The following is a 20,145-nucleotide window of genomic DNA, read 5'->3' as shown; positions in this document are numbered from 1 at the left end:
CCTTACAATATAAAAAGAAAACATCCAGATGGGATGTTTTCTTTTTACTATACCCTATTAAATACGAACTACGCGTCCGTTGAATTTTTGTTTCCAGTATCCGCTGCTCATGTTTGCAATTGCAACACCTGTTGAGCTTTGAGCACCGATGAACTTGCCGCCTCCTACATAAATGCCAACGTGACCGTCTTTTTTATATGTATCGAAGAAAACAAGATCGCCAGGCTGCATTTGACTAGAAGACACTTGTGTTCCCGCATGCTTTAACGTCTCTGTACTTACAGATCCAAGAGGTCCAAGGTTAACGCCTACTTGAGAATATGCCCAGTGTACAAATGACGAGCAGTCAAATAAACCGCGGCTAATATCAGACTGGCTGCGTCCTCCGCCAAATACGTAAGCAGAGTTTCCAATCCAGCGGTTTCCTACTGTTACAACATTGCTAGCTTTTGGAGCCGGAGCGCTTGTAGGTGCCACATCATTGCTGCTTGCTTTTGGTGCTTCTGCCTTAGCAGAAGATGAATCGGCTTGTTCAGCTGGCGCAGCCGCTGCTTTTTGAGCTTGCTCAGCTGCTTTCTTAGCTGCCTCTTTAGCCGCTTGTTCAGCTGCTTTTCTTGCTGCTTCTTCTGCAGCTTTTTGATCTTTAATATTTTGTTCAAGCGTAGACTGTTCATTTGCAAGAGAGCTGTCTTTTGCTTGTAGAGAAGCCTTTAGTTCTTCATTTTTTGCTTCTTTGTCTTTTAGTTCTTTTGCCAGTGCATCTTTTTGTTTCTTTTGAGCTGCTAGCTGGACAGTCATTTCATCTAGTTCTGCCTTCATGTCTTCTAAGCTAGCTAGCTTAGATTTAACATCAGCTTGTTTTGTTTTTAATTCGTCTTGCATATTTTTAGTTTCTTTTAAAATACCACGGTCTGCATCTACAATAGTTGAAACAGCTAGCGCGCGGTCTACAAAATCACTGAAGCTTGAAGAACCAAGTAAAACTTGTAAATACTCTACGTTACCGCCGCTTTCTTGCAGAGAACGTGCACGATCTTTTAAAATATCGTTTCGCTTTTCAAGTTTTTCTTGAAGCAGCTTAATTTCTTTTTCAAGCTGCTCTACTTGTTTAGACGTTTCTTTAATATCGGCTTCTGTTTTTTGGGCTTTTTTATTGTTTTCTTCTTCTGCTATTGTTAATCGCTCAAGCTGTGCTTTCATTTGATCTTGTTCTGCTTGAAGGCTTGTTAATTCATCAGAAGCTGCTTTGATGTTAGATTGCACATCTTGACGCTGATTTTGAATTTGAGATTTTTGTGATTCCATATCCTGAATGGTAGAAGCATACGCTGGAGTTGATAAAACTCCTCCTAGGCCTAATAAAACCGTTGTGTTAAGTAAAAGCATTTTCTTTTTCAATATGAATTCCTCCGCTTTCTCGCTCTGTTAAACTAGTAATTTCTAATTATGTATCAATATGTATAAAAGTCTTACAATTTATGTAAAGTTCACTGTATTTGTCGATAAATAGCTAAATATGCTAATGAAAATCTACGAAAATTATACCACGATAAACGTTCAAAAAAAGAATAACAATATTACAATTGTATTTCAGTAATGTAACATTTAACGCTTGTGTATACATTCCCTTCTTTCCTGCAAAAATATACCTTTATTTCCCCATACCAGTGAAAGATCTATCAAGCTTCAAACAGCAGTGCTTTTAGCGTTATAAAGTAGATAATTATTATTGTTTAAGCTGTTTAGATTTAAGATATTTCTAAAAGAAACGTAACAACTCTTTAACATATTCGTCTATTTTTAACCTTTATCTACCATTTTTACAATATTTGAAAATGATTTTCTGGAATAACAATGAATTTATTTCTATTCGATGTTTGAAGAAGTTCAAAAAGAGGACAATAGGCAATTTTCAAACAATATTCGACAACGCTTGGATGAAGCCATACAAAAAACCTTCTCGCCATGAGGCGAGAAGGTTTTTTTAATCACGCTGCTGATAATAGTGTTCTAAAGCTACAATTGCGCTTCCCATTCTTTCTTGGTCAGGAATAACAATACGATCTACTCCTTCTTCTTTTAAAGCAGCAGCGGTTACTTTCCCAACGGCCACAGCTACTACAGAGCTTTCAAAGAGTTCTCGAATGTGATCAGCTTGTCCGTGTTCTCTTGCAAACGAAAATAAAAAGCGGGCTTGGGGAGCGCTTGTGAAATTAACAGCATCGACTTTCCCGCTTGTTAATTCGTTTATAAGCTGTTCCATGACTTCTGCTTTTGGAGGAATATGCTGATACGGTAAAATCTCTTTGAATTGGGCTTTTTGATTCGAAAGAAAATCAATCAATTTTGGTGCAGGATCTCCGTGAAGCTGAAGCGCTACATGCTTTCCTTCAAAAGAAAACGAATGAAGCGCTCTGACTAGGCCCGCTGTACTTCCATCATCATCTCGAACGGTTGGAGTAACACCGAGCTTTTTTAACATATTTACGGTTTTATACCCGCGTGCAGCAATATTAGCTGCTTGTAAAGAAGAAAGGAATTCATCAGCTAGTCCTAGCTTATCTGCTGTTTTATATAAAATTTCCGTCCCGACGCCTGTCGTAAAAATAAACCAATCATAATTTCCTTTTACCAGTTCTTTAATATCTGCTTCTAAGTGTGTGTCATCTAAAAAGATGGTTCCTTGTGCAGGTCGTACAAGCGGTGTCCCGCCAAGGTTTTCAACAATTTTGCTGATTTCTTCTACTTTACGCTGACCTACGAGTGCGACTGTTTTACCTTCTAATCGTTTCAATGGTTTACCTCCATTTTTCTATGTATGCTACTTTAATGAACCTTGATAACCGAGTTTTTCAGAAATTAGGCTCGCCGCTTCTGTTACTTTTTGAATAATGAACGGCAGTCTGTCTCCTTGAAATCTCGCTTCAATTCCCGCTACGCTAATGCCTGCAACCACTTCATTTTGATGATTTACAATCGGCGCGCTCACGGATGTTGTAAAGTTTTCTAATTCAGAGGTGCTAATGGTATACCCTTTTTCTTTTGCTTCTTTTAATACATTTCTTAGTTTCTTTTGATCTGTAATGGTTCCAATACCTATTGGAGTTAGCTCCGTTTGAGTAATATATGCCTCTTGTTCTTTTTCGGGTAAATGCGCCAAAATAATGCGTGAACAAGCTCCTGCATAAAGAGGTGAACGCCTTCCAATTGATGTATAGAGACGCACGGGATGAAGCGTATCTACTTTTTCAATATACATGGCTTGATCCCCATCTCGTACAATTAGATTAACCGCTTCTTCTACTTCGTCTCGGAGCGTTTCCATTACGGGCTTTGCGATATTTCTAATATCTAAGCGATTAGCCACTAGCTGACCAAATTGCAAGAATGAAAGTCCTAGTGAATAGTATCCCTGCGCGTCTTTTGTTAAAAATCCCATCTCTTCAAGCGAACCAACCATTCGATGTAAAGAAGTTTTCGGAACGCCTGAATATTCCATCATTTCTGTGAAGGTCAGCTTAGGGTGGTTGATAAAAAGCGTGAGAATCTGCATGGATTTAACGACTGTTTTATTGTTAGCTTGCATAAAACCTTCTCCCTTATTTGTGCGAATACATGTATTTGATAGAAGTATAGCTTACTAGCTAATCATATGTTCTTTTTATTATACATGAAGAAAAAAAGGAAAGCACTCCCTTATAAGAGCACTTTCCTTTCTTACACCGTTTCTAGTTCTTTAATTGAAATAGGGTTACTTTCTAGAAATTTGGTTGTAAAATCCCCTTCTTTAAAAGAAGGATGATTCAGTAATTCTAAATGAAAAGGAATAGTTGTGTGAATACCTATAATGATAAATTCTTCGAGCGCACGTTTCATTCGTTGAATCGCTTCATTTCGGTCTTTGCCTGTTACAATTAATTTCGCCACCATTGAATCATAAAATGGAGAAATTTCATAGCCTGGGTAAACCGCGCTGTCTACACGAACGCCGTAGCCGCCAGGAGGTAAATACATCTCGACTTTTCCAGGAGAAGGCATAAAGTTTTTAGCCGGATTTTCTGCGTTGATTCGACATTCAATTGCCCATCCCTTTAACTGAACATCCCGCTGAGCAAATGATAGCGGGTAGCCTGCTGCTACTGAAATTTGTTCTTTAATTAAGTCGATATTTGTTACAAGTTCTGTAACAGGGTGTTCAACTTGAATCCGTGTGTTCATTTCCATAAAGTAAAAATGTCCGTGTTTATCTAACAGAAACTCCACCGTTCCCACACCTGTATAATCGACTGCTTTAGCTGCCGAGACTGCCGCCTTGCCCATTTTCGCACGAAGATTTTCATCTACTGCAGGAGACGGAGCTTCTTCTACTAATTTTTGATGACGTCGCTGAATCGAACAATCTCGTTCACCTAAATGAACTACATTACCTTCCTCATCAGCAATAATTTGAATTTCGATATGTTTCGGTTCTTCTAAATATTTTTCAAGGTATACTCCGCCGTTTCCAAAAGCTGTTTCTGCTTCGTGCTGAGCTTGACGAATCGCTTTTTCTAGCTCCTCTTCGCTATGAGCTAGCCGCATTCCTTTTCCGCCGCCGCCCGCTGTAGCTTTTACAATGATTGGATAGCCTATTTCTCTTGCTACTGGAATAGCGGTGCTGCTATCTTCAATCAGTCCTTCCGTGCCAGGTACAATAGGCACACCGGCTTGTTTCATTGTTTCTCTTGCTACAGCTTTTGCTCCCATTTTACGGATGGCTTCCGCTTTTGGACCAATAAAGGTAATATCATAGGATTCACACATCTCAGCAAAATCAGCATTTTCAGCTAAAAATCCGTAGCCGGGATGAACAGCGTCTGCCTTGGTTACTTGTGCTACGGTAAGCAAATTCCGAATATTTAAGTAGCTTTCTTTAGAAGATGTTTTACCAATACAAAATGACTCATCTGCTAGCTTTACGTGAAGTGCATCTTTGTCTGCTTCTGAATACACGGCCACGGTTGCAATTCCCATCTCTTTACAAGCTCGAATGATACGAACTGCAATCTCACCGCGGTTTGCGATTAACACTTTTTTGAACATAGTGGCTCCTCCTGACAATATGTATACTTTAATATGATTTTACGGTAAATAGAGGCTGTCCAAACTCAACAACATCTCCGTCTTTCACAAGAATTTCAAGCACTTCTCCTTCCATTCCTGCATCTACTTCGTTAAACAGCTTCATCGCTTCAATTACACATACAACATCTTTACGTTCAATAGTTTGTCCTACTTGAACAAACGGATCAGCGTCTGCTTCTGGCTTGGCGTAAAAGGTTCCAACCATTGGTGATAAGATTTGTTTTTCATTATTCTCTGCTGCGTTTACAGACATAGAATCTTGAGGCGTTTGCTCAGCAGCAGCGGCTTTTACTTCCTCTGTTTTTACTTTTGTAACAGCTGTGTCTTCTAAAGGAATTCCCGCTTTATCAATGACAACTTTTGTTCCTTCATGTTCAATATGGAGCTTTTGAATACCAGATTCATTCATTAATGAAACAACTTCTTGCAATTCACGTACGTTTATCATTTCTTGTCACTCCCGTTTTGTGTTATTTAGTTGACGCAAGGTTAATAGCAATCTTCAATTCTTGAAGCATCTGTTCTTTTTCTAAATAGATTTTTTCTGCTTCATGAAGCGAAATGTGAGAAAAATAGATGGATTCTCCGGGCTTTACTTGAGCTAAAAGCGGTAAATCCGCTGTGATGACTTGAGCGATTTTAGGATATCCTCCTGTAGTTTGACGGTCTGCTAACAGGATAATGGGATTTCCATCTGGCGGGACTTGAACAGAACCTTGTGAGACGGCTTCAGACAATAGCTCTTTTTTTTCTTGAAGCTGAAGAGAAGGTCCATCCATTCGATAGCCCATTCGATCTGATTGATTTGATACTTTAAAGGGTTCTTGAGTAAAATGACTTTGGCTTTCAGCTGTAAATAAATCAAATTGACCCCCATTCATAACACGGACACTTGGTTTCTTTGTAAAATGGACAAATTCTTTATAATTTACGGACCATGAAGAAGTATATACTCCGTTTATCAGTTCATTGGAAAGAAAAGCAGGCTTTGAAGCAGCAGGAACAGATAGAGGTAAAACGTCGTCTGTTTGTAATGCTCTTCCTTTATAGCCACCAATTTCCCCCCTCAAATACGTGCTTTTACTATTTAACACTTCATTAATAGAAAATCCTCCAGCTACAGATAGATAGGAACGACAACCAGTTCTACAAGGCCCAAATGATAAAGTGCCTCCTTTTGGAATAAATAAAGGTTTCCACATCGGGACTGGCTTTCCGTTGACCGAAGGAGTTAAATCTCCACCTGTGATCGCTACTAAACAATCACTTTCTATTTCAAGGGTAGGCCCCATTAGCGTAACTTCAAGTCCCGCTTCTTTTTCATCGTTACCAACTAGTAAATTAGCAATTCGAAGAGAATAAGAATCCATTGCACCGCTTACAATTACACCGTGCTGCTGAAATCCTTTTCTTCCTAAATCTTGAATGCTTGTCAATAACCCGGCTTTACTAACTCTTATACTCATTTTTCTCCCTCCTTTGCCTGTAGTTCTTGATACTCTTCTTTAGAGATAGGCTCAAATTTTACAATATCTCCAGCCTGCAGCAAACTTGGAGGATTTTGCTCCGGCAAAAACAGTTTAATCGGCGTTTGACCAATTAGCTGCCATCCTCCGGGAGTGGAAATAGGATACACTCCTGTTTGCATTCCTGCAATACCAACCGAACCTGCAGGAATAGAGGTGCGAGGAGACGAGCGGCGAGGCGTAGCAATTTTTTCAGATAGTCCTCCGAGAAACGGAAATCCAGGAGCAAATCCAATCATGTACGCTAAGTATTCGCCTTCAGAATGAATACTTATTACCTCTTCAGGTGTTAAGTTATGGTGACGAGCGACATATTCAAGATCAGGTCCATACTCTCCTCCGTAGCAAACTGGAATGGAAACCGTACGATGGTCTAACTCTTTTTCTGTCTGTTCGTTCTCTAATTTGCTTTGAAGGATAGAAGACACTACTTCAAAAGGAGACACAAATTCTTTTTTCTCCTTCTTTTTCACGGCTGCTACCACTTCAAGAGGGTTATAAAAGATCGTAAGGTTCGTAAATGCCGGCACGCATTCAATAAACCCAGGGAAAGGATTTAATTCTATTGAATCTTTACACGTTTTGATTTGTTTATGAATATCGTACTGAATACTATCTCCAAACGTTATAACAAGCGCTGAGTCGCCAAGCGGAGAAATAACAGCTGACGCTTTTGTTACGGTTTGATTCATATCTACACCTCTTTCTTTTATAAAACACCTAGTTTTTCATCTCGAATATCTGTGATAAACATATGCCCAGGAGCATGTGTAATCATAATAGAAGGTTTTGTTTCCATTGCTACAGCTTGAGGAGTTACGCCACAAGCCCAGAACACGGGAACTTCGCCTTCTTTGACGGAAACAGCATCGCCAAAATCCGGAGAGTGAAGGTCTTCAATACCTATTGCAGCGGGGTTTCCAATGTGAACAGGTCCTCCGTGCACAGCTGGAAAACGTGAAGTTACTTGCGCTGCCCGCACTACGTCTTGCTGAGGAATTGGACGCATACTAACGACCGTCGAGCCGTGGAATATTCCCGCTTCAGCGCATGAAATATTTGTTTTATACATAGGAACATTACAGTTTTCTTCAATGTGACGAACAGGTATGCCGTTGTTTAAAAGTGCGTGTTCAAATGTAAAACTGCAGCCGATGAGAAAAGCTACCATATCTTCTGTCCAATAGTCTTTGATATCGGTTACTTCTTTTACCAGTTCCCCATTTTCATAGATTCGATACTTCGGAATGTCTGTACGAATATCTCCGGACGGAGCCGCAAACTTTGGAACAGGAGATCCAACGTCCGTTACATCTAAAAGAGGACAAGATTTAGGATTACGCTGACAGAACAATAGAAAGTCAAAGGCTTGTTTCTTTGGTAAAATAGCTAAATTAGCTTGAGCATAGCCGTTTGCCATGCCTGCCGTTGGGTGAATAAGCTGGTTGTTACGGATTTGCTGACGAAGTTCAGCTGGAGTTAGTTGTGAAAGGTTTGACATGTTTCTATCTCCCATCATTACCCGCACGCAACTTGCGTGCGGGCACATTGTTTTATTTAAATAATTGAGGAAGCTGATCCATTAACGTATAACCGCCCATTAAAGCCATTACAATAACGACAAGTACACCAGAAATGGTAAGCCATAAAGGATGCTTATACTCACCAACGATGCTTTTTTTATATGCAGCAACTAGTAATGTTCCAAGGGCGATTGGCAGAATTAATCCATTAATTGCTCCCACTAACAGAAGAACTTTTACAGGTTTTCCAATTAAGACAAACGACAGAGTTGAAATAATAATAAATCCAATAATAATCCAGTTTGAGTTTTTATTAAGTTTTTCACTAAACGTTTGAATAAACGAAACGGATGTATAAGCAGCTCCCACTACAGACGTAATAGCAGCAGACCACATGACAATACCAAAGATTTTATAACCGACGTTTCCTGCTGCGAGCTGAAACACGGATGCTGGAGGATTGGCCGGGTCAATTTGTAACCCTTTAGATACAACGCCAAGTACAGCTAAAAACAAAGCGATTCGCATAACGGAAGTGATAAGAATTCCTGTTACAGAACTTTTAGTTACTTGAGGTAAAGAATCGATGCCTTTTACCCCGGCATCTAAAAGACGATGTCCGCCTGCAAAGGTAATATAACCACCAACAGTACCTCCAACAAGCGTAACGATCGCAATGATGTCGATTTGATCAGGTTTAAAAGATTTCACTACAGCTTCTCCAACGGGAGGTGAAGTAGTAGCTGCTACATATAGCATTAGCCCAATCATGACAAAACCTGCAATTTGCGTGAAGCGATCCATTGCTTTTCCAGCTTCTTTTACAACGAAGATTAGCACGGCAATAACTGCACTAATTGCAGCTCCGGCTGTTGGAGAAATACCGGTAATCGCATTTAATCCAAGACCGGCACCGGCAATATTTCCAATATTAAATGCAAGTCCTCCAATTACAATTAAAATAGCGAGCACGTATCCTAGTCCGGGAAATACCATATTGGCGATTTCTTGTCCGCGTTTTTCAGAAACGGCAATAATCCTCCATACGTTGGTTTGAGCAAAGATATCAAGAATAATTGAAATTAAAATAACGAATCCGAAGCTTGCGGCTAAATTTTGTGTAAATACGGTAGTTTGAGTTAAAAAGCCTGGTCCAATAGCCGATGTGGCCATTAAAAAAGCGGCTCCAAGCATTAACGTCCAGTTTACTTTAGGTGCAGCCGAAAGCTTTTGCTGAGGTGTTGATTTTTTTATTGGCTCCAATATCATCTTCCTCCTGATTGTATGTAGTTTTTATTGTGAAATAGCCTTAACTACCACTTCTGATGCTTGTAAAGAACGGTTGACATGACGAGCAAATTCAAGTGCGTGAGCCCCGTCTCCGTGAATACAAATCGTGTCTGCCTGCAATTCTACATCCTTGCCTTGCTGAGATTTGACTTTCCCTTCTTTCACCATTGTAATAACTTGAGAAACAGCTTCGTTGTCATTTTCAATTAAAGCATTTGGTTCTGTACGAGGCGTAAGAGAACCGTCTAACTGATAGGTACGGTCTGCAAATACTTCGTTGGCCGTTTTCAAACCAATTCTGTTACCGGCTTGAATCAGCTCACTTCCAGATAATCCAAACAAAATCAGCTCAGGATTTACGTTGTAAACAGCTTTTGCTATTGCTTCAGACAACGCTTTATTTTTAGCAGCCATGTTATATAGTGCACCGTGAGGTTTTACATGCTGCATTGATAACCCTTCTGCTTGCAAAAAACCGTTTAATGCACCAATTTGATAGACTACGATATCGTAGGCTTCCTGAGGTGAAATATTGATGTTTCTGCGTCCAAAACCGATAAGGTCCTGTAGACCAGGATGAGCACCAATTTGCACTTTTTTTTCAGCGGCCAATTTTACCGTTTTTCTCATGACGCTTGGATCCCCTGCATGAAATCCACAGGCTACGTTCACAGACGTCACGTGTTCTAAAATGGCTTCATCATTGCCAATGCGATAAGCACCAAAGCTTTCCCCTAAATCACAGTTTAAATCTACTTTATTCAATTCGTTCTTCCCCCTTAAAAACTTCATTGTAAGCGTAATCATTTGCAGATAGTAAATAAAATCCAAGCTGAATTATCTGCATCAATACTTCAAGTTCCGTTTTTCGGAACTTCAGTACCGTTTTTCAGTTATATTTGGATTTTAGCACGAGATGATGAATTGAACAACAACATTGTCAGAATATTTGACATAGTCATTATTTTTATTTGGATAATACTCCCTTATTTTATTTGTATTTTCTATCTATAGCCTTAATATAATGCAGCTTCTTAATGCCATTGGACACAGTAAATAACTAGGTTGTCAGAATAATTACTAGTTCAAAATAATCAAAATAAAATTTTCGTTGTAATCGTTTTCAAAGAGGTGCTATATTTCAATTGTAGTCAATTTATGCAAACGATTGCAAAAAAAGGGGATGAAACGATGAAAGGGAAAAAATGGACAGCTTTAGCTCTAACACTGCCGCTGGCTGCTAGCTTATCAACAGACGTTCACGCGGAAACCGTACATAAAGGTAAATCTCCAGCTGCAGATAAAAACGGTGTATTTTATGAGGTGTATGTAAACTCTTTTTACGATGCAAATAAAGATGGACATGGTGATTTAAAAGGTCTTACACAAAAGCTGGACTATTTAAATGATGGCAATTCTCATACAAAGAATGATCTTCAAGTAAACGGGATTTGGATGATGCCGGTCAACCCTTCTCCTAGCTATCATAAATATGATGTAACGGACTATTATAACATTGATCCTCAGTATGGAAATCTGCAAGATTTTCGCAAACTAATGAAAGAAGCAGATAAACGAGATGTAAAAGTTATTATGGACCTCGTTGTGAATCATACGAGCAGTGAACACCCTTGGTTTCAAGCTGCGTTAAAAGATAAAAACAGCAAGTACAGAGATTACTATATTTGGGCTGATAAAGATACCGACTTGAATGAAAAAGGATCTTGGGGGCAGCAAGTATGGCATAAAGCTCCAAACGGAGAGTATTTTTATGGAACGTTCTGGGAAGGAATGCCTGACTTAAATTACGATAACCCTGAAGTAAGAAAAGAAATGATTAACGTCGGAAAGTTTTGGCTAAAGCAAGGCGTTGACGGCTTCCGCTTAGATGCTGCCCTCCATATCTTTAAAGGTCAAACACCTGAAGGCGCTAAGAAAAATCTCCTGTGGTGGAATGAGTTTAGAGATGCAATGAAAAAAGAAAACCCTAACGTATATCTAACGGGTGAAGTATGGGATCAGCCGGAAGTAGTAGCTCCTTATTATCAGTCGCTTGATTCCCTATTTAACTTTGATTTAGCAGGAAAAATTGTCAGCTCTGTAAAAGCAGGAAATGATCAAGGAATCGCTACTGCAGCTGCGGCAACAGATGAACTGTTCAAATCATACAATCCAAATAAAATTGACGGCATTTTCTTAACCAATCATGACCAAAATCGCGTCATGAGTGAGTTAAGCGGAGATGTCAATAAAGCAAAGTCAGCTGCCTCTATCTTACTTACGCTTCCTGGAAATCCGTATATTTATTACGGTGAAGAAATCGGCATGACCGGTGAAAAGCCTGATGAATTAATCCGTGAACCGTTCCGCTGGTACGAAGGAAACGGACTTGGACAAACTAGTTGGGAAACACCTGTATACAATAAAGGCGGCAACGGCGTGTCTGTAGAAGCACAAACCAAACAAAAGGACTCTTTGTTAAATCATTATCGTGAAATGATTCGCGTGCGTCAGCAGCACGAAGAGTTAGTAAAAGGAACGCTTCAATCTATTTCAGTAGACAGTAAAGAAGTTGTTGCTTATAGCCGTACGTATAAAGGCAACTCCATTAGTGTGTATCATAATATTTCAAATCAACCTGTAAAAGTATCTGTAGCAGCGAAAGGTAAATTGATTTTTGCTAGTGAAAAAGGTGCAAAAAAAGTCAAAAATCAGCTTGTGATTCCGGCGAATGCCACGGTTTTGATAAAATAATTAAAAACACCTCTAAGTGATTACCAGGTAATCACTTAGAGGTGTTTTTTACCCAGAAGGAATAAAAAAGCGACACAGTTTTTTATTCCTTCTATGCTACAACTGCTGTCATACTCGCGCAGCCGCCCTCTTTTAGAAATAGTTACATGATTTATATAAGTTGTAAAAAATACAGCATTTCTCGTCAGCAAGTGTAAACAGTGAAACTTTAATAATATATAGTGTGTTAAATCTTTCTTCCTTTTTTAATTCATTTATTTAATAGGTACCGATAAACTACATTATGGTACCTAAAACGAAATAGATAAACATATGTTCTAACATTGTTATGTATAGGGGTGTTAGATATGGGAGTCTCTGTTAATAATAGTGAAATATGTGTTGAAAGGATAATCTGCGGATCATTTATAGAAATAGGAATTACCTTCATAGCTCTATTCGTTATATATGTTGGTTACGAAGTGATCTACAAGAAATAAATAATCCATTCAAAAATAGTGCATTACTTATTTTTGTGCCGAGAACAAGTACTATGTTAATTAGAGACGTATGAAAAAAGCACTGGATTTTTATCAGTGTACAACCTTTTGTCCTCATTGGTTATACTTATTCTCAATATTTAGAGCAATTAAGGTTCCTTCTTTTAAGGAAAAAGGAATATAACGATGTCGTTATATTCCTTTTCACACATGGCAAACATAAATTTTGAATCAACAAAGAGATGAAAGCACTGAATTTCGTTATTTCTTGATGAAATTTTTTTCTTTCAACAAGTTTATTATCACTGAATTCTATCTTATTATTCATCTAATATTTACCTTGTATTCTTTTTTTGAACAAAAGGAATCTTAAAAGCATACAAGGAGGTGAATCAACATGTCAAACAACAACAGTGGTAGTCGTAATCAATTATTAGTACGTGGTGCTGAGCAAGCAATTGATCAATTGAAATATGAGATCGCTAGCGAATTTGGTGTAAACCTTGGTGCTGATGCAACAGCCCGTGCGAATGGTTCAGTAGGTGGAGAAATCACAAAACGCCTTGTAGCAACTGCTCAACAACAATTAGCTGGTGGCTTTTCAGGACAATCTGGAACTTCTCGCTAATAACTCGTGAAGAGTTATAAAAGGTTAGATAATTAAATAGGTCTTGATGGCTTTGGCTACCTACATTTGTAGGTAGCCTTATTGTTTTTAAGAAAACATCTCTTCACACTTGATAAATCCCTTCTTTTATACCCGATACGCTTATCTTCTACAATAACGAATAAGGAAATGGAGTATTTTCTAAGAGTTTTTTTGGTCTTTTCATAGACAGATAAGTAGACCGTGACTATTGAAGAGTAATGCTGCGTAGTTTCAGCTATTACATCCTCTATAGAAAAATTGTGGGTTTTCCTTCTTATTATATACCAATCTATCTTCTACTCCCCTTTTAAGAAATTGTTATATTAATGATAACTCAATAGAAAATTTAAAAGTATTTAACTTTAGTTTGCTTTTAATAAGATATATTCAATCAAAAATATAAAATTAATACCCTTTATATAAAGGAATAAAAAGATAAATTAATTTATAAAAATCAAAGTTTGACTATTTACTCCACCTGACGACAAATAGAACCTTTTTCCTCCTTACATTCGTAATTATTTATAGATTAATTTATCATTCAAAAACATTCTGTAATACATATTACATTGCCGTACGTAAAGGTAAAGAGTCAGCACAAAATGCCGACTCTTTAATGTACCGGAAAGACTATTTAAGATTTTTACTTATATATTGTACTATTTTTCTTAGCTCTGTACTTGTAGGACGACCAAAAGGGCTTGTTTGCTTTTGTTGATAAAGAAGACGTCCTTTCTCATCTACAAGGAAATAGGCAGGTTCCCCGTGAGCTCCATGGTCTTCATATGGAGCGTCTTCACCATGAAAGAATACGTCAAAAGCTTTTAAAGCCTCTAAATTTTCATCTGATAAGACAGGATATGAAAGGTTGTTTTCATCTGCCATTTTCTTTAAATTATCAAGTTCATCCGTAGAGATAGTGATTAAATGCACATTCTTACTTTCAAAATAACTCTTATTTTCTTCTAAGTCTTTTAAATCTTGGACACAGACTGGACACCACGCTCCTCTGAAGAAAATAATTAAGTGCCAGCTTTGATGTTCTTTTTGATGAGTCTCATATGAAAATGTTTCACCTGTAGTGGAAGGGAGAATAAAGTTAGGGATGTTTTCATTCAATTTTAATTGAGTCATTTTGGTACCTCCAATATCTTAATTCACTTTACCTTCCTCTTGATAAGAAATATGTAATGTTATTTACTTTTTTATTTTTTAAGTGATTTGTAACAGAGTATGTAAGCTATCTTACATTTTCCAACAGACTAAGGTTGATTAGGTAAATTAGTCTATGCAGAGTGGGATTTTATATATAAAGGAGCGGTAGGATGTCTGAAAAAATAAAGAAGCTAGAAGATTTTGTGCGTGAAAAGTGGGTTCTGAAGGAGCTGATTCAGCGCATCGTGTGCAATGTATCAGCTCCTATAAAATTAAAACATGCTCCCATAATCCTAGCTTTCCCTTTGCTGGAATAAATTCATCCAGCATCTGCATATCCTCAACTACCCAAGCATAACCTCCCACTATAAAGTTACCCATAAAATAGTCATTCCCTGATACGATTCGACCATCCTCCAGAGTGGCCCATGTCTCATTGTTTTCAGTTACCTTCAAACAATCTACAAGTTTGCATACAGCAATGATCTGGCCAGTTGGAAGATTCTCTGGTGTGTATCCGTGCTTACCAAGCAACGACTTTATGGCTATATGGTTAGAGGCGTCTTTATCTATTTTTTTACTTGTGTGAATGGCAAGTAGCCCTCGATAATTCGTTCTCCATGACCTTGTTTCATATGTTGCCTCTCTAAGGACAAAAAGGCTTGCCCACGGCTGGATCATTGATAAAACCTTCATTCTGACAGCCTCCAACCTATAGAAATTTATTTTGATTATAGAGTGTCCCTTTAAAGGAATGTTATGAGCAAAAGGCAGAATATCAGTTCACGGAGATCCAATTTATGAGGTATGAGTCATGACCAGTGATTATTAATATCATATATTCAATATCTTGAGGCTTTTCTTCTTCATGCGCTTGTAAAAACGTAAGGTAGCTTGTTTTGAGCTGCGTTTCTCGATCTTTCTCTAAAACAGGATTCACATCATGACTTCTCAAAAATCAACTGTTGCTTCACTTCCAAGGCTTGTTTTTGCCCTCTTTCATCGGTGTAAACAAGCAAAACCTGTGGTTTTTCCTCCCCTATATCTGATTGTGTTAAGTAAACAGCACCAAAAGGGATGTCTTGCAACTGTTCACCACTAATATTGGCCCAACCTGCTTCGATCTTTTCATTTTGGGGGTGTTTCATGAGCTTTTTGAGTTCTCGTTTATCGGAAATAAGCTTGTTAAATTCTTCAATTGAAAGAGATGTAATTTTCTTCATCGTTTATTCCTCCAATTAATGTGGTTTTAAATGTAAAATAAAGGATTATTTATAAAAGAAAAAGCAGAGGAATTAACAGGATCTGCTTGTTAAATTTAATTTTGTCAGGTTAAAATCACTTCATTTTTTTCAGTATAAAATTGATCTCTTTACAGAAAATATCCTTATCTACGAATTATGAATAAGGAGGGGGAAAACTTGGGTAATAAAAATAACCCGTTAGTTGGTATTGGAATTATATCGATACTATTAACAACAATTTATACAGCAATACTTGCATCACAGTTGATGGCCACTAAACACAAGGTTGATTACCTTTATTTTAAAAATAAGTTCACTGGAAATAAAAACTAGTTCTATTGGGACGACGATCGGTCATCGTCTTTTTACTATTCTTTGTTTACACAATATTTATCTGATGTGCCGTCAAATATTCTTGCTATACTTTACCTTTCGAGTTCCTGTTCTTCTTTTACCTTTTTGACGGTGCCTGTACGTTTTTGGAATTGCATTTGACTGCCCACTTCCATACGGTCTTGAAAAGTAAGAGATTGTTTCTGAACTTGACCATTCATAACTCCCTTCTCGTTTTTAGTCATAGTTGAATCAATCTGATGCTCAAGTTTCACGACTTCCTCCTTTGTTATCCATCCATTTTTGATTGCTTGTGTTTTGGTTGAATAGTATTTTTCTTCAGCTGTGACACGTTCTAAAATGCTATCTACATTTTGTGCGGATTCCTGTTGCTGTTTTTGTTTATAGTCCTCATAACCTTCTTTCATTTTCTCTTGTACGTTTTGAGGCGAAAGAGGTTCTGCTTGCTGCTGTTTTTCATTGTTTTTTTCTGGTGACTGATTTTTTTCTCGTTCTTTGAATAAAATATCTTCGATTGTTTCAATAAAGCCAACTGATGTTTCATGAACTTCTTTTAAAAGCTTGGTTTTATCTTCAAAGGTCTGTCCTTTCGTCCAATGTGACAACTCACTTATCCCAACTACTTTTAAATCCAAACCTTTTTTTCGAATCGGTATAAAAAAAGATTCTTATGATAAAAAGGTTTGGATTTTGTTTATTACTTTGCTAGAGCCTTTAATCCGCAGAATGAGCTTAGATCTTTACTATTAGATTTCCACTTTTTCGAGACCTTTGCGTCATTCTCATCCTCCAAAGTTGCCATGGCTTTTAACTCTGCATCTGTTGTAATGTCGAGATAAATCATTGTAGTCTGAACATTGGAATGACCGAGCAGAAAAGAAATCTGTACGATATTCATACCGTCTTCAAGCCAGTGGGATGCTTTTGCATGGCGAAATTGATGTGCATGGAGACCTAACGGTACATCACCACATATCTCATGTGCTGCTTTAGCATGTTTTTTTAACATCTTGGCAATAGCTGGTTGCGTGAGCTTCCCATTTTTACCAGTGTTTCTAGAGTAAAACACATAGTCATCTGGGGTAGGCTTGTTACCATGAAACTCTTTTAAATAGCTTTTCACATGGGCTACGGCTTTCGGCAGAAGGTATAAAGTCCGTATTTTTCGACCTTTTCCAATGATAATTGCATATGGCTTTTGGTCATTTAAATGAAGTTGAGATATTTTCATATCCAATAGTTCATCCAATCGTGCTGCAGTTCCGTATAAAAAAACCATAAATGTGATATCTCTTTTTCCTGTTCTGGTCTGTGGATTAGGAACTGCCAGAAGCGCCTTTACTGCTTCACGACTCATTCCCTGTACATTTTTCTTTGTCGTTTTTCGGGACTCGATTCTCGTAGCATCATTAGATAAGTATAGATATTTAATATCCCGGCTTCCAAGAAATTTTAAGAATACTCGTAACGAAGATAACCTAAGATTACAAGTTTCCGGACTACAGTTTCTGTTTTTCATCAGCCAAGTGAGCCATTCCTCAATCACAGGTTGTTCAAAACAGCCTGCTGAAAGATTCTCTGGGGATACAGATTTTACATCTGATAAAAATCCGATGTAGAGTGTTAGGGCAATATTATAGGACTTTAGGGTGTGCTGGCTTGTAGTTTTTTGTGTAGGAGCATAGTTGTCTAAAAAGGTATGGATGTATTGTGCCAATTCCCGTGCTTCAACATTAGCCTTCTTCATAGTCCACCTCCGGAATCAATTCATTAAACCCTGTTTCAGTTTGTTCCAAAAGGACTTCCGAGAGAGCTGGAACCAATGAGTAATAATACTTTACGGTGATATCGGCAGAAGTGTGTCCCATGCTTTTGCTAAGGTAAATGAGATTATCTTCAAATGACATCCCATGACCTACTAGCTTATTGATATTCTCAATAGCATAATTATGACGAAGTTCATAAGCCGTAGCGTATGTTGATTCAACTTGTTCCCACATAACCTTAAAATAATGTTGAACCCATGTACGACTTCTAAAACCAGTCGGTCCATTCGGGAAGAAATACATTCTTCCTGGATATAAATCTTCTATAACAAAATCGTATGTCTTCATCAGTACCAACATGCTGTCATGCATTACGACATAGTGCTGCTCATAACCTTTCGTGTTTACAATGCTGATAACACCTGTGTCAAGATTCACATTACACCGTCGAAGTTTTCTGGCTTCCGTTGTACGCATCCCCGTACTATAGAGAAGCCTAAAAAAAACAGGCAATGTATATTTGATGTTCAGGTGACTGGCAGTACGAAAGTTAAACGGCTTATAGCTGTCACAGGCCCTGAAGAAGAGCTGAAGCTCTTCTTTTGTGAACGGATGCGGAATATATAATCGCTTTTCAGCAGAGGGAATAACAGGTTCATTAGCATTCGTTAGACCCCTTTCCCTTAAAAATCTGACAAGACTGACAATGGCATATATCCTAGAAATACAGCCATTGTTTGATTCTGACTCTCTTTGATTACACCAGGAATCTACCATGTCCTGAGTAAGAACTTTTTCTTCTGGAAAGTGCTGCAGGCAATGCTTATCAAACAAAAGGAGATTCATTCCATAAGAAGTATCATTCCATTTCATACAAGCTTTCCTAAATCGTACAAAAGCTTCAAACTGTTCAGCTAGAGGAGATTTAAATTCGCTCACTACAGAATACCCCCTCTCGCACTGGAAATGCTTCTATGCTTAGTGAACATTCCTTCAGATGAATCATGTCAGCAGACAGATAAGCCTCAGTGGAGGCTGGGGAAGTRTGCCCCAAGATTCTGCTAATAACAGCTCTTGGTGCACCATTTTCAAGCATAGATGTTGCAAAGTTATGTCGGAACAGATGCCCACCTCTGCGATCGTTTGGATTCTGTCTGATTTCGGCATTTTTGTAGATTTGATCTGCAATAACGCCTATGGATCCTGGTTTTAGCTTTCCATAAGGGTAATTATAGGATAGAAAAATGTAAGGTTCATCAGATGTTTTCCTTTCCTTGGTAATGTAATTGTAAATAGCATTTCCTATTATAGCTGTCATAGGCAACTTCAATGGCACATCTGTTTTCTGCTGGTCAATGAATAGTTCATCCTTATCCCAGTCAATGTCAGAAAGTGTGAGATTGGAAATATCACAGCAACGAATTCCAGTAAAGTATAGTAAACAGCCAATTGCTCGATTTCGGTGACTTAAGGTATTATCGACATCCTTTAAAGCACTTTTGACTTTTGTTCTTTCATGAGGCTCAAGATACTGGATATTTTTTCTAAGTTTTCTGATTACCGGAATGCATAGAAGAATCCTCTGGCATTCTTGACTCCATTTGATGGCACCTCTAAAAACTGCGATGATCTGCATCACATACGATGCGCTTTTAGCAGGGTAACCAGAATCATCTGTAAGAACATGCAAGATGGCATCCTCTGTAATCTCTGTTAATGAGTTATATCCAGCTTTCTGGAGTGCAAGTAAAAATGAACTGGTATTCCAGCATTCATTACGGATAGTGGTTTCTTTTTTTAGTACTTGATCTGCATTCGCATTGTAATAATCTATAAGGCTTTTAAATTCAGGATTCAGATAGTCATACGAAGATGATTTTTGGAAATAAATTGTTTTATTCTTTGCGCCAGGGAAAGCACCATAGCAATCAAATGAAGCAATTAAGTTTAGGATAGCCTTTTTCTTCGAAAAGTCCTTACCACTAATTGCTGCTTTCTTGTAATAATCCAAAATTTCATCATATGACTGCCATTGTTCGCTTTTAGACAGTATAAATTTCAGAACTTGCTTAACAACTTGCACATAGTTTTTGGAATATCCCGCAGCATACATGAAATCTACGAGCTGTGGATATGTGTTTTGCAAGTTTTCTACATTCATAATAATGTCCTCCTTTTAACCTGAAGACATTATTAACAAAATCCAAACCTTTTATTCATAAGAATCTTCTCTTATACCGATTCAGAAAAAAGGTTTGGATTTAAAAATAGTTGGGATAAG

20 protein-coding genes are annotated in these 20,145 nt (G+C 37.9%); 3 read left to right on the top strand and 17 right to left on the bottom strand.

Annotation, left to right across the window (positions count from 1 at the left end; translation table 11 throughout):
• Window positions 1-57: 57 nt before the first annotated feature.
• The 10 genes from AC1D0Y_RS11080 to pxpA all read right to left on the bottom strand — a co-directional run bounded on the left by AC1D0Y_RS11080 (window position 58) and on the right by pxpA (window position 10,228).
• A complete protein-coding gene (locus AC1D0Y_RS11080) occupies window positions 58-1,398 on the bottom strand; it encodes a coiled-coil domain-containing protein (protein ID WP_060745554.1) in 1,341 nt (446 codons plus the stop codon).
• A 586-nt stretch (window positions 1,399-1,984) separates the two neighbouring features.
• A complete protein-coding gene (locus AC1D0Y_RS11075; RefSeq protein ID WP_033579069.1) occupies window positions 1,985-2,794 on the bottom strand; it encodes a uroporphyrinogen-III synthase in 810 nt (269 codons plus the stop codon).
• A 27-nt stretch (window positions 2,795-2,821) separates the two neighbouring features.
• The gene (locus AC1D0Y_RS11070; RefSeq protein WP_477707579.1) at window positions 2,822-3,586 is read right to left on the bottom strand and encodes an IclR family transcriptional regulator; all 765 of its coding nucleotides are present in this window, start codon (window positions 3,584-3,586) and stop codon (window positions 2,822-2,824) included.
• Window positions 3,587-3,717: 131 nt separating this feature from the next.
• On the bottom strand, window positions 3,718-5,082 hold the full coding sequence (gene accC / locus AC1D0Y_RS11065; RefSeq protein ID WP_033579071.1) for an acetyl-CoA carboxylase biotin carboxylase subunit: 1,365 nt from the start codon (window positions 5,080-5,082) through the stop codon (window positions 3,718-3,720).
• 28 nt (window positions 5,083-5,110) lie between these two features.
• Window positions 5,111-5,572 carry an acetyl-CoA carboxylase biotin carboxyl carrier protein gene (gene accB, locus AC1D0Y_RS11060; protein ID WP_060745553.1) on the bottom strand — a complete coding sequence of 154 codons (462 nt, stop codon included), beginning with the start codon at window positions 5,570-5,572 and terminating at the stop codon, window positions 5,111-5,113.
• Between the two features lie 22 nt (window positions 5,573-5,594).
• The gene (locus AC1D0Y_RS11055) at window positions 5,595-6,590 is read right to left on the bottom strand and encodes a 5-oxoprolinase subunit C family protein (RefSeq protein WP_034266376.1); all 996 of its coding nucleotides are present in this window, start codon (window positions 6,588-6,590) and stop codon (window positions 5,595-5,597) included.
• Window positions 6,587-7,342, bottom strand: coding sequence for a 5-oxoprolinase subunit PxpB (gene pxpB / locus AC1D0Y_RS11050; protein WP_034266379.1), 756 nt, complete (start codon window positions 7,340-7,342; stop codon window positions 6,587-6,589). The genes AC1D0Y_RS11055 and pxpB overlap by 4 nt, the downstream gene beginning before the upstream one ends.
• 17 nt (window positions 7,343-7,359) lie before the next feature.
• Entirely contained in the window at window positions 7,360-8,151 is a 792-nt protein-coding gene (locus AC1D0Y_RS11045) for a putative hydro-lyase (protein WP_033579075.1), read from the bottom strand.
• A gap of 52 nt (window positions 8,152-8,203) precedes the next feature.
• The gene (locus AC1D0Y_RS11040; protein WP_033579076.1) at window positions 8,204-9,442 is read right to left on the bottom strand and encodes an NRAMP family divalent metal transporter; all 1,239 of its coding nucleotides are present in this window, start codon (window positions 9,440-9,442) and stop codon (window positions 8,204-8,206) included.
• Window positions 9,443-9,466: 24 nt separating this feature from the next.
• Window positions 9,467-10,228, bottom strand: a complete 762-nt coding sequence (gene pxpA / locus AC1D0Y_RS11035; RefSeq protein WP_028413248.1) for a 5-oxoprolinase subunit PxpA — start codon at window positions 10,226-10,228, stop codon at window positions 9,467-9,469.
• Between the two features lie 393 nt (window positions 10,229-10,621).
• Here pxpA and AC1D0Y_RS11030 point away from each other — a divergent pair, with 393 nt between their 5' ends.
• Complete coding sequence (locus AC1D0Y_RS11030; RefSeq protein WP_477707578.1) at window positions 10,622-12,217, top strand: alpha-amylase family glycosyl hydrolase; 1,596 nt, start codon at window positions 10,622-10,624, stop codon at window positions 12,215-12,217.
• Between the two features lie 876 nt (window positions 12,218-13,093).
• Window positions 13,094-13,324: an alpha/beta-type small acid-soluble spore protein gene (locus tag AC1D0Y_RS11025; protein ID WP_060745551.1), complete on the top strand. Its 231-nt coding sequence runs from the start codon at window positions 13,094-13,096 to the stop codon at window positions 13,322-13,324.
• Between the two features lie 651 nt (window positions 13,325-13,975).
• On the opposite strand, the gene AC1D0Y_RS11020 is transcribed toward AC1D0Y_RS11025, so the two are convergent.
• From AC1D0Y_RS11020 to AC1D0Y_RS11010, 3 genes are all read right to left on the bottom strand, one after another.
• Window positions 13,976-14,479, bottom strand: a complete 504-nt coding sequence (locus tag AC1D0Y_RS11020) for a peroxiredoxin family protein (protein ID WP_060745550.1) — start codon at window positions 14,477-14,479, stop codon at window positions 13,976-13,978.
• A gap of 285 nt (window positions 14,480-14,764) precedes the next feature.
• Window positions 14,765-15,196, bottom strand: a complete 432-nt coding sequence (locus AC1D0Y_RS11015) for an ASCH domain-containing protein (protein ID WP_477707577.1) — start codon at window positions 15,194-15,196, stop codon at window positions 14,765-14,767.
• A gap of 245 nt (window positions 15,197-15,441) precedes the next feature.
• Window positions 15,442-15,723, bottom strand: a complete 282-nt coding sequence (locus AC1D0Y_RS11010) for a hypothetical protein (RefSeq protein ID WP_060745548.1) — start codon at window positions 15,721-15,723, stop codon at window positions 15,442-15,444.
• Between the two features lie 198 nt (window positions 15,724-15,921).
• Here AC1D0Y_RS11010 and AC1D0Y_RS11005 point away from each other — a divergent pair, with 198 nt between their 5' ends.
• The gene (locus AC1D0Y_RS11005) at window positions 15,922-16,077 is read left to right on the top strand and encodes a hypothetical protein (protein ID WP_477707576.1); all 156 of its coding nucleotides are present in this window, start codon (window positions 15,922-15,924) and stop codon (window positions 16,075-16,077) included.
• 92 nt (window positions 16,078-16,169) lie between these two features.
• Here the strand turns inward: AC1D0Y_RS11005 and AC1D0Y_RS11000 are convergent, their stop codons facing one another.
• The 4 genes from AC1D0Y_RS11000 to AC1D0Y_RS10985 all read right to left on the bottom strand — a co-directional run bounded on the left by AC1D0Y_RS11000 (window position 16,170) and on the right by AC1D0Y_RS10985 (window position 20,025).
• Window positions 16,170-16,703 carry a hypothetical protein gene (locus tag AC1D0Y_RS11000; RefSeq protein WP_477707575.1) on the bottom strand — a complete coding sequence of 178 codons (534 nt, stop codon included), beginning with the start codon at window positions 16,701-16,703 and terminating at the stop codon, window positions 16,170-16,172.
• Window positions 16,704-16,795: 92 nt separating this feature from the next.
• Entirely contained in the window at window positions 16,796-17,845 is a 1,050-nt protein-coding gene (locus AC1D0Y_RS10995) for a tyrosine-type recombinase/integrase (RefSeq protein ID WP_477707574.1), read from the bottom strand.
• Window positions 17,832-18,803, bottom strand: coding sequence for a tyrosine-type recombinase/integrase (locus AC1D0Y_RS10990; RefSeq protein WP_182031260.1), 972 nt, complete (start codon window positions 18,801-18,803; stop codon window positions 17,832-17,834). Before AC1D0Y_RS10990 ends, AC1D0Y_RS10995 begins: the two co-directional genes overlap by 14 nt.
• Window positions 18,790-20,025: a tyrosine-type recombinase/integrase gene (locus AC1D0Y_RS10985; RefSeq protein WP_477707573.1), complete on the bottom strand. Its 1,236-nt coding sequence runs from the start codon at window positions 20,023-20,025 to the stop codon at window positions 18,790-18,792. The genes AC1D0Y_RS10990 and AC1D0Y_RS10985 overlap by 14 nt, the downstream gene beginning before the upstream one ends.
• Window positions 20,026-20,145 lie beyond the last annotated feature (120 nt).

This window comes from Priestia sp. P1_B12_1, assembly GCF_056406695.1.
The sequence above is the reverse complement of the archived record's forward strand: the minus strand, read 5'-3'. Positions and strand labels throughout refer to the sequence as shown.

Bases quoted from the DNA above. Each gene is read 5' to 3' on its own strand.
- pxpB (WP_034266379.1), bottom strand. From the start codon at position 7,342: ATGAATCAAACCGTAACAAAAGCGTCAGCTGTTATTTCTCCGCTTGGC.
- AC1D0Y_RS11045 (WP_033579075.1), bottom strand. From the start codon at position 8,151: ATGTCAAACCTTTCACAACTAACTCCAGCTGAACTTCGTCAGCAAATC.
- AC1D0Y_RS11015 (WP_477707577.1), bottom strand. From the start codon at position 15,196: ATGAAGGTTTTATCAATGATCCAGCCGTGGGCAAGCCTTTTTGTCCTT.
- AC1D0Y_RS11055 (WP_034266376.1), bottom strand. From the start codon at position 6,590: ATGAGTATAAGAGTTAGTAAAGCCGGGTTATTGACAAGCATTCAAGAT.
- AC1D0Y_RS11070 (WP_477707579.1), bottom strand. From the start codon at position 3,586: ATGCAAGCTAACAATAAAACAGTCGTTAAATCCATGCAGATTCTCACG.
- accB (WP_060745553.1), bottom strand. From the start codon at position 5,572: ATGATAAACGTACGTGAATTGCAAGAAGTTGTTTCATTAATGAATGAA.
- AC1D0Y_RS11025 (WP_060745551.1), top strand. From the start codon at position 13,094: ATGTCAAACAACAACAGTGGTAGTCGTAATCAATTATTAGTACGTGGT.
- AC1D0Y_RS11030 (WP_477707578.1), top strand. From the start codon at position 10,622: ATGCAAACGATTGCAAAAAAAGGGGATGAAACGATGAAAGGGAAAAAA.
- AC1D0Y_RS11010 (WP_060745548.1), bottom strand. From the start codon at position 15,723: ATGAAGAAAATTACATCTCTTTCAATTGAAGAATTTAACAAGCTTATT.
- AC1D0Y_RS11040 (WP_033579076.1), bottom strand. From the start codon at position 9,442: ATGATATTGGAGCCAATAAAAAAATCAACACCTCAGCAAAAGCTTTCG.
- AC1D0Y_RS11020 (WP_060745550.1), bottom strand. From the start codon at position 14,479: ATGACTCAATTAAAATTGAATGAAAACATCCCTAACTTTATTCTCCCT.
- AC1D0Y_RS10995 (WP_477707574.1), bottom strand. From the start codon at position 17,845: ATGAAGAAGGCTAATGTTGAAGCACGGGAATTGGCACAATACATCCAT.
- accC (WP_033579071.1), bottom strand. From the start codon at position 5,082: ATGTTCAAAAAAGTGTTAATCGCAAACCGCGGTGAGATTGCAGTTCGT.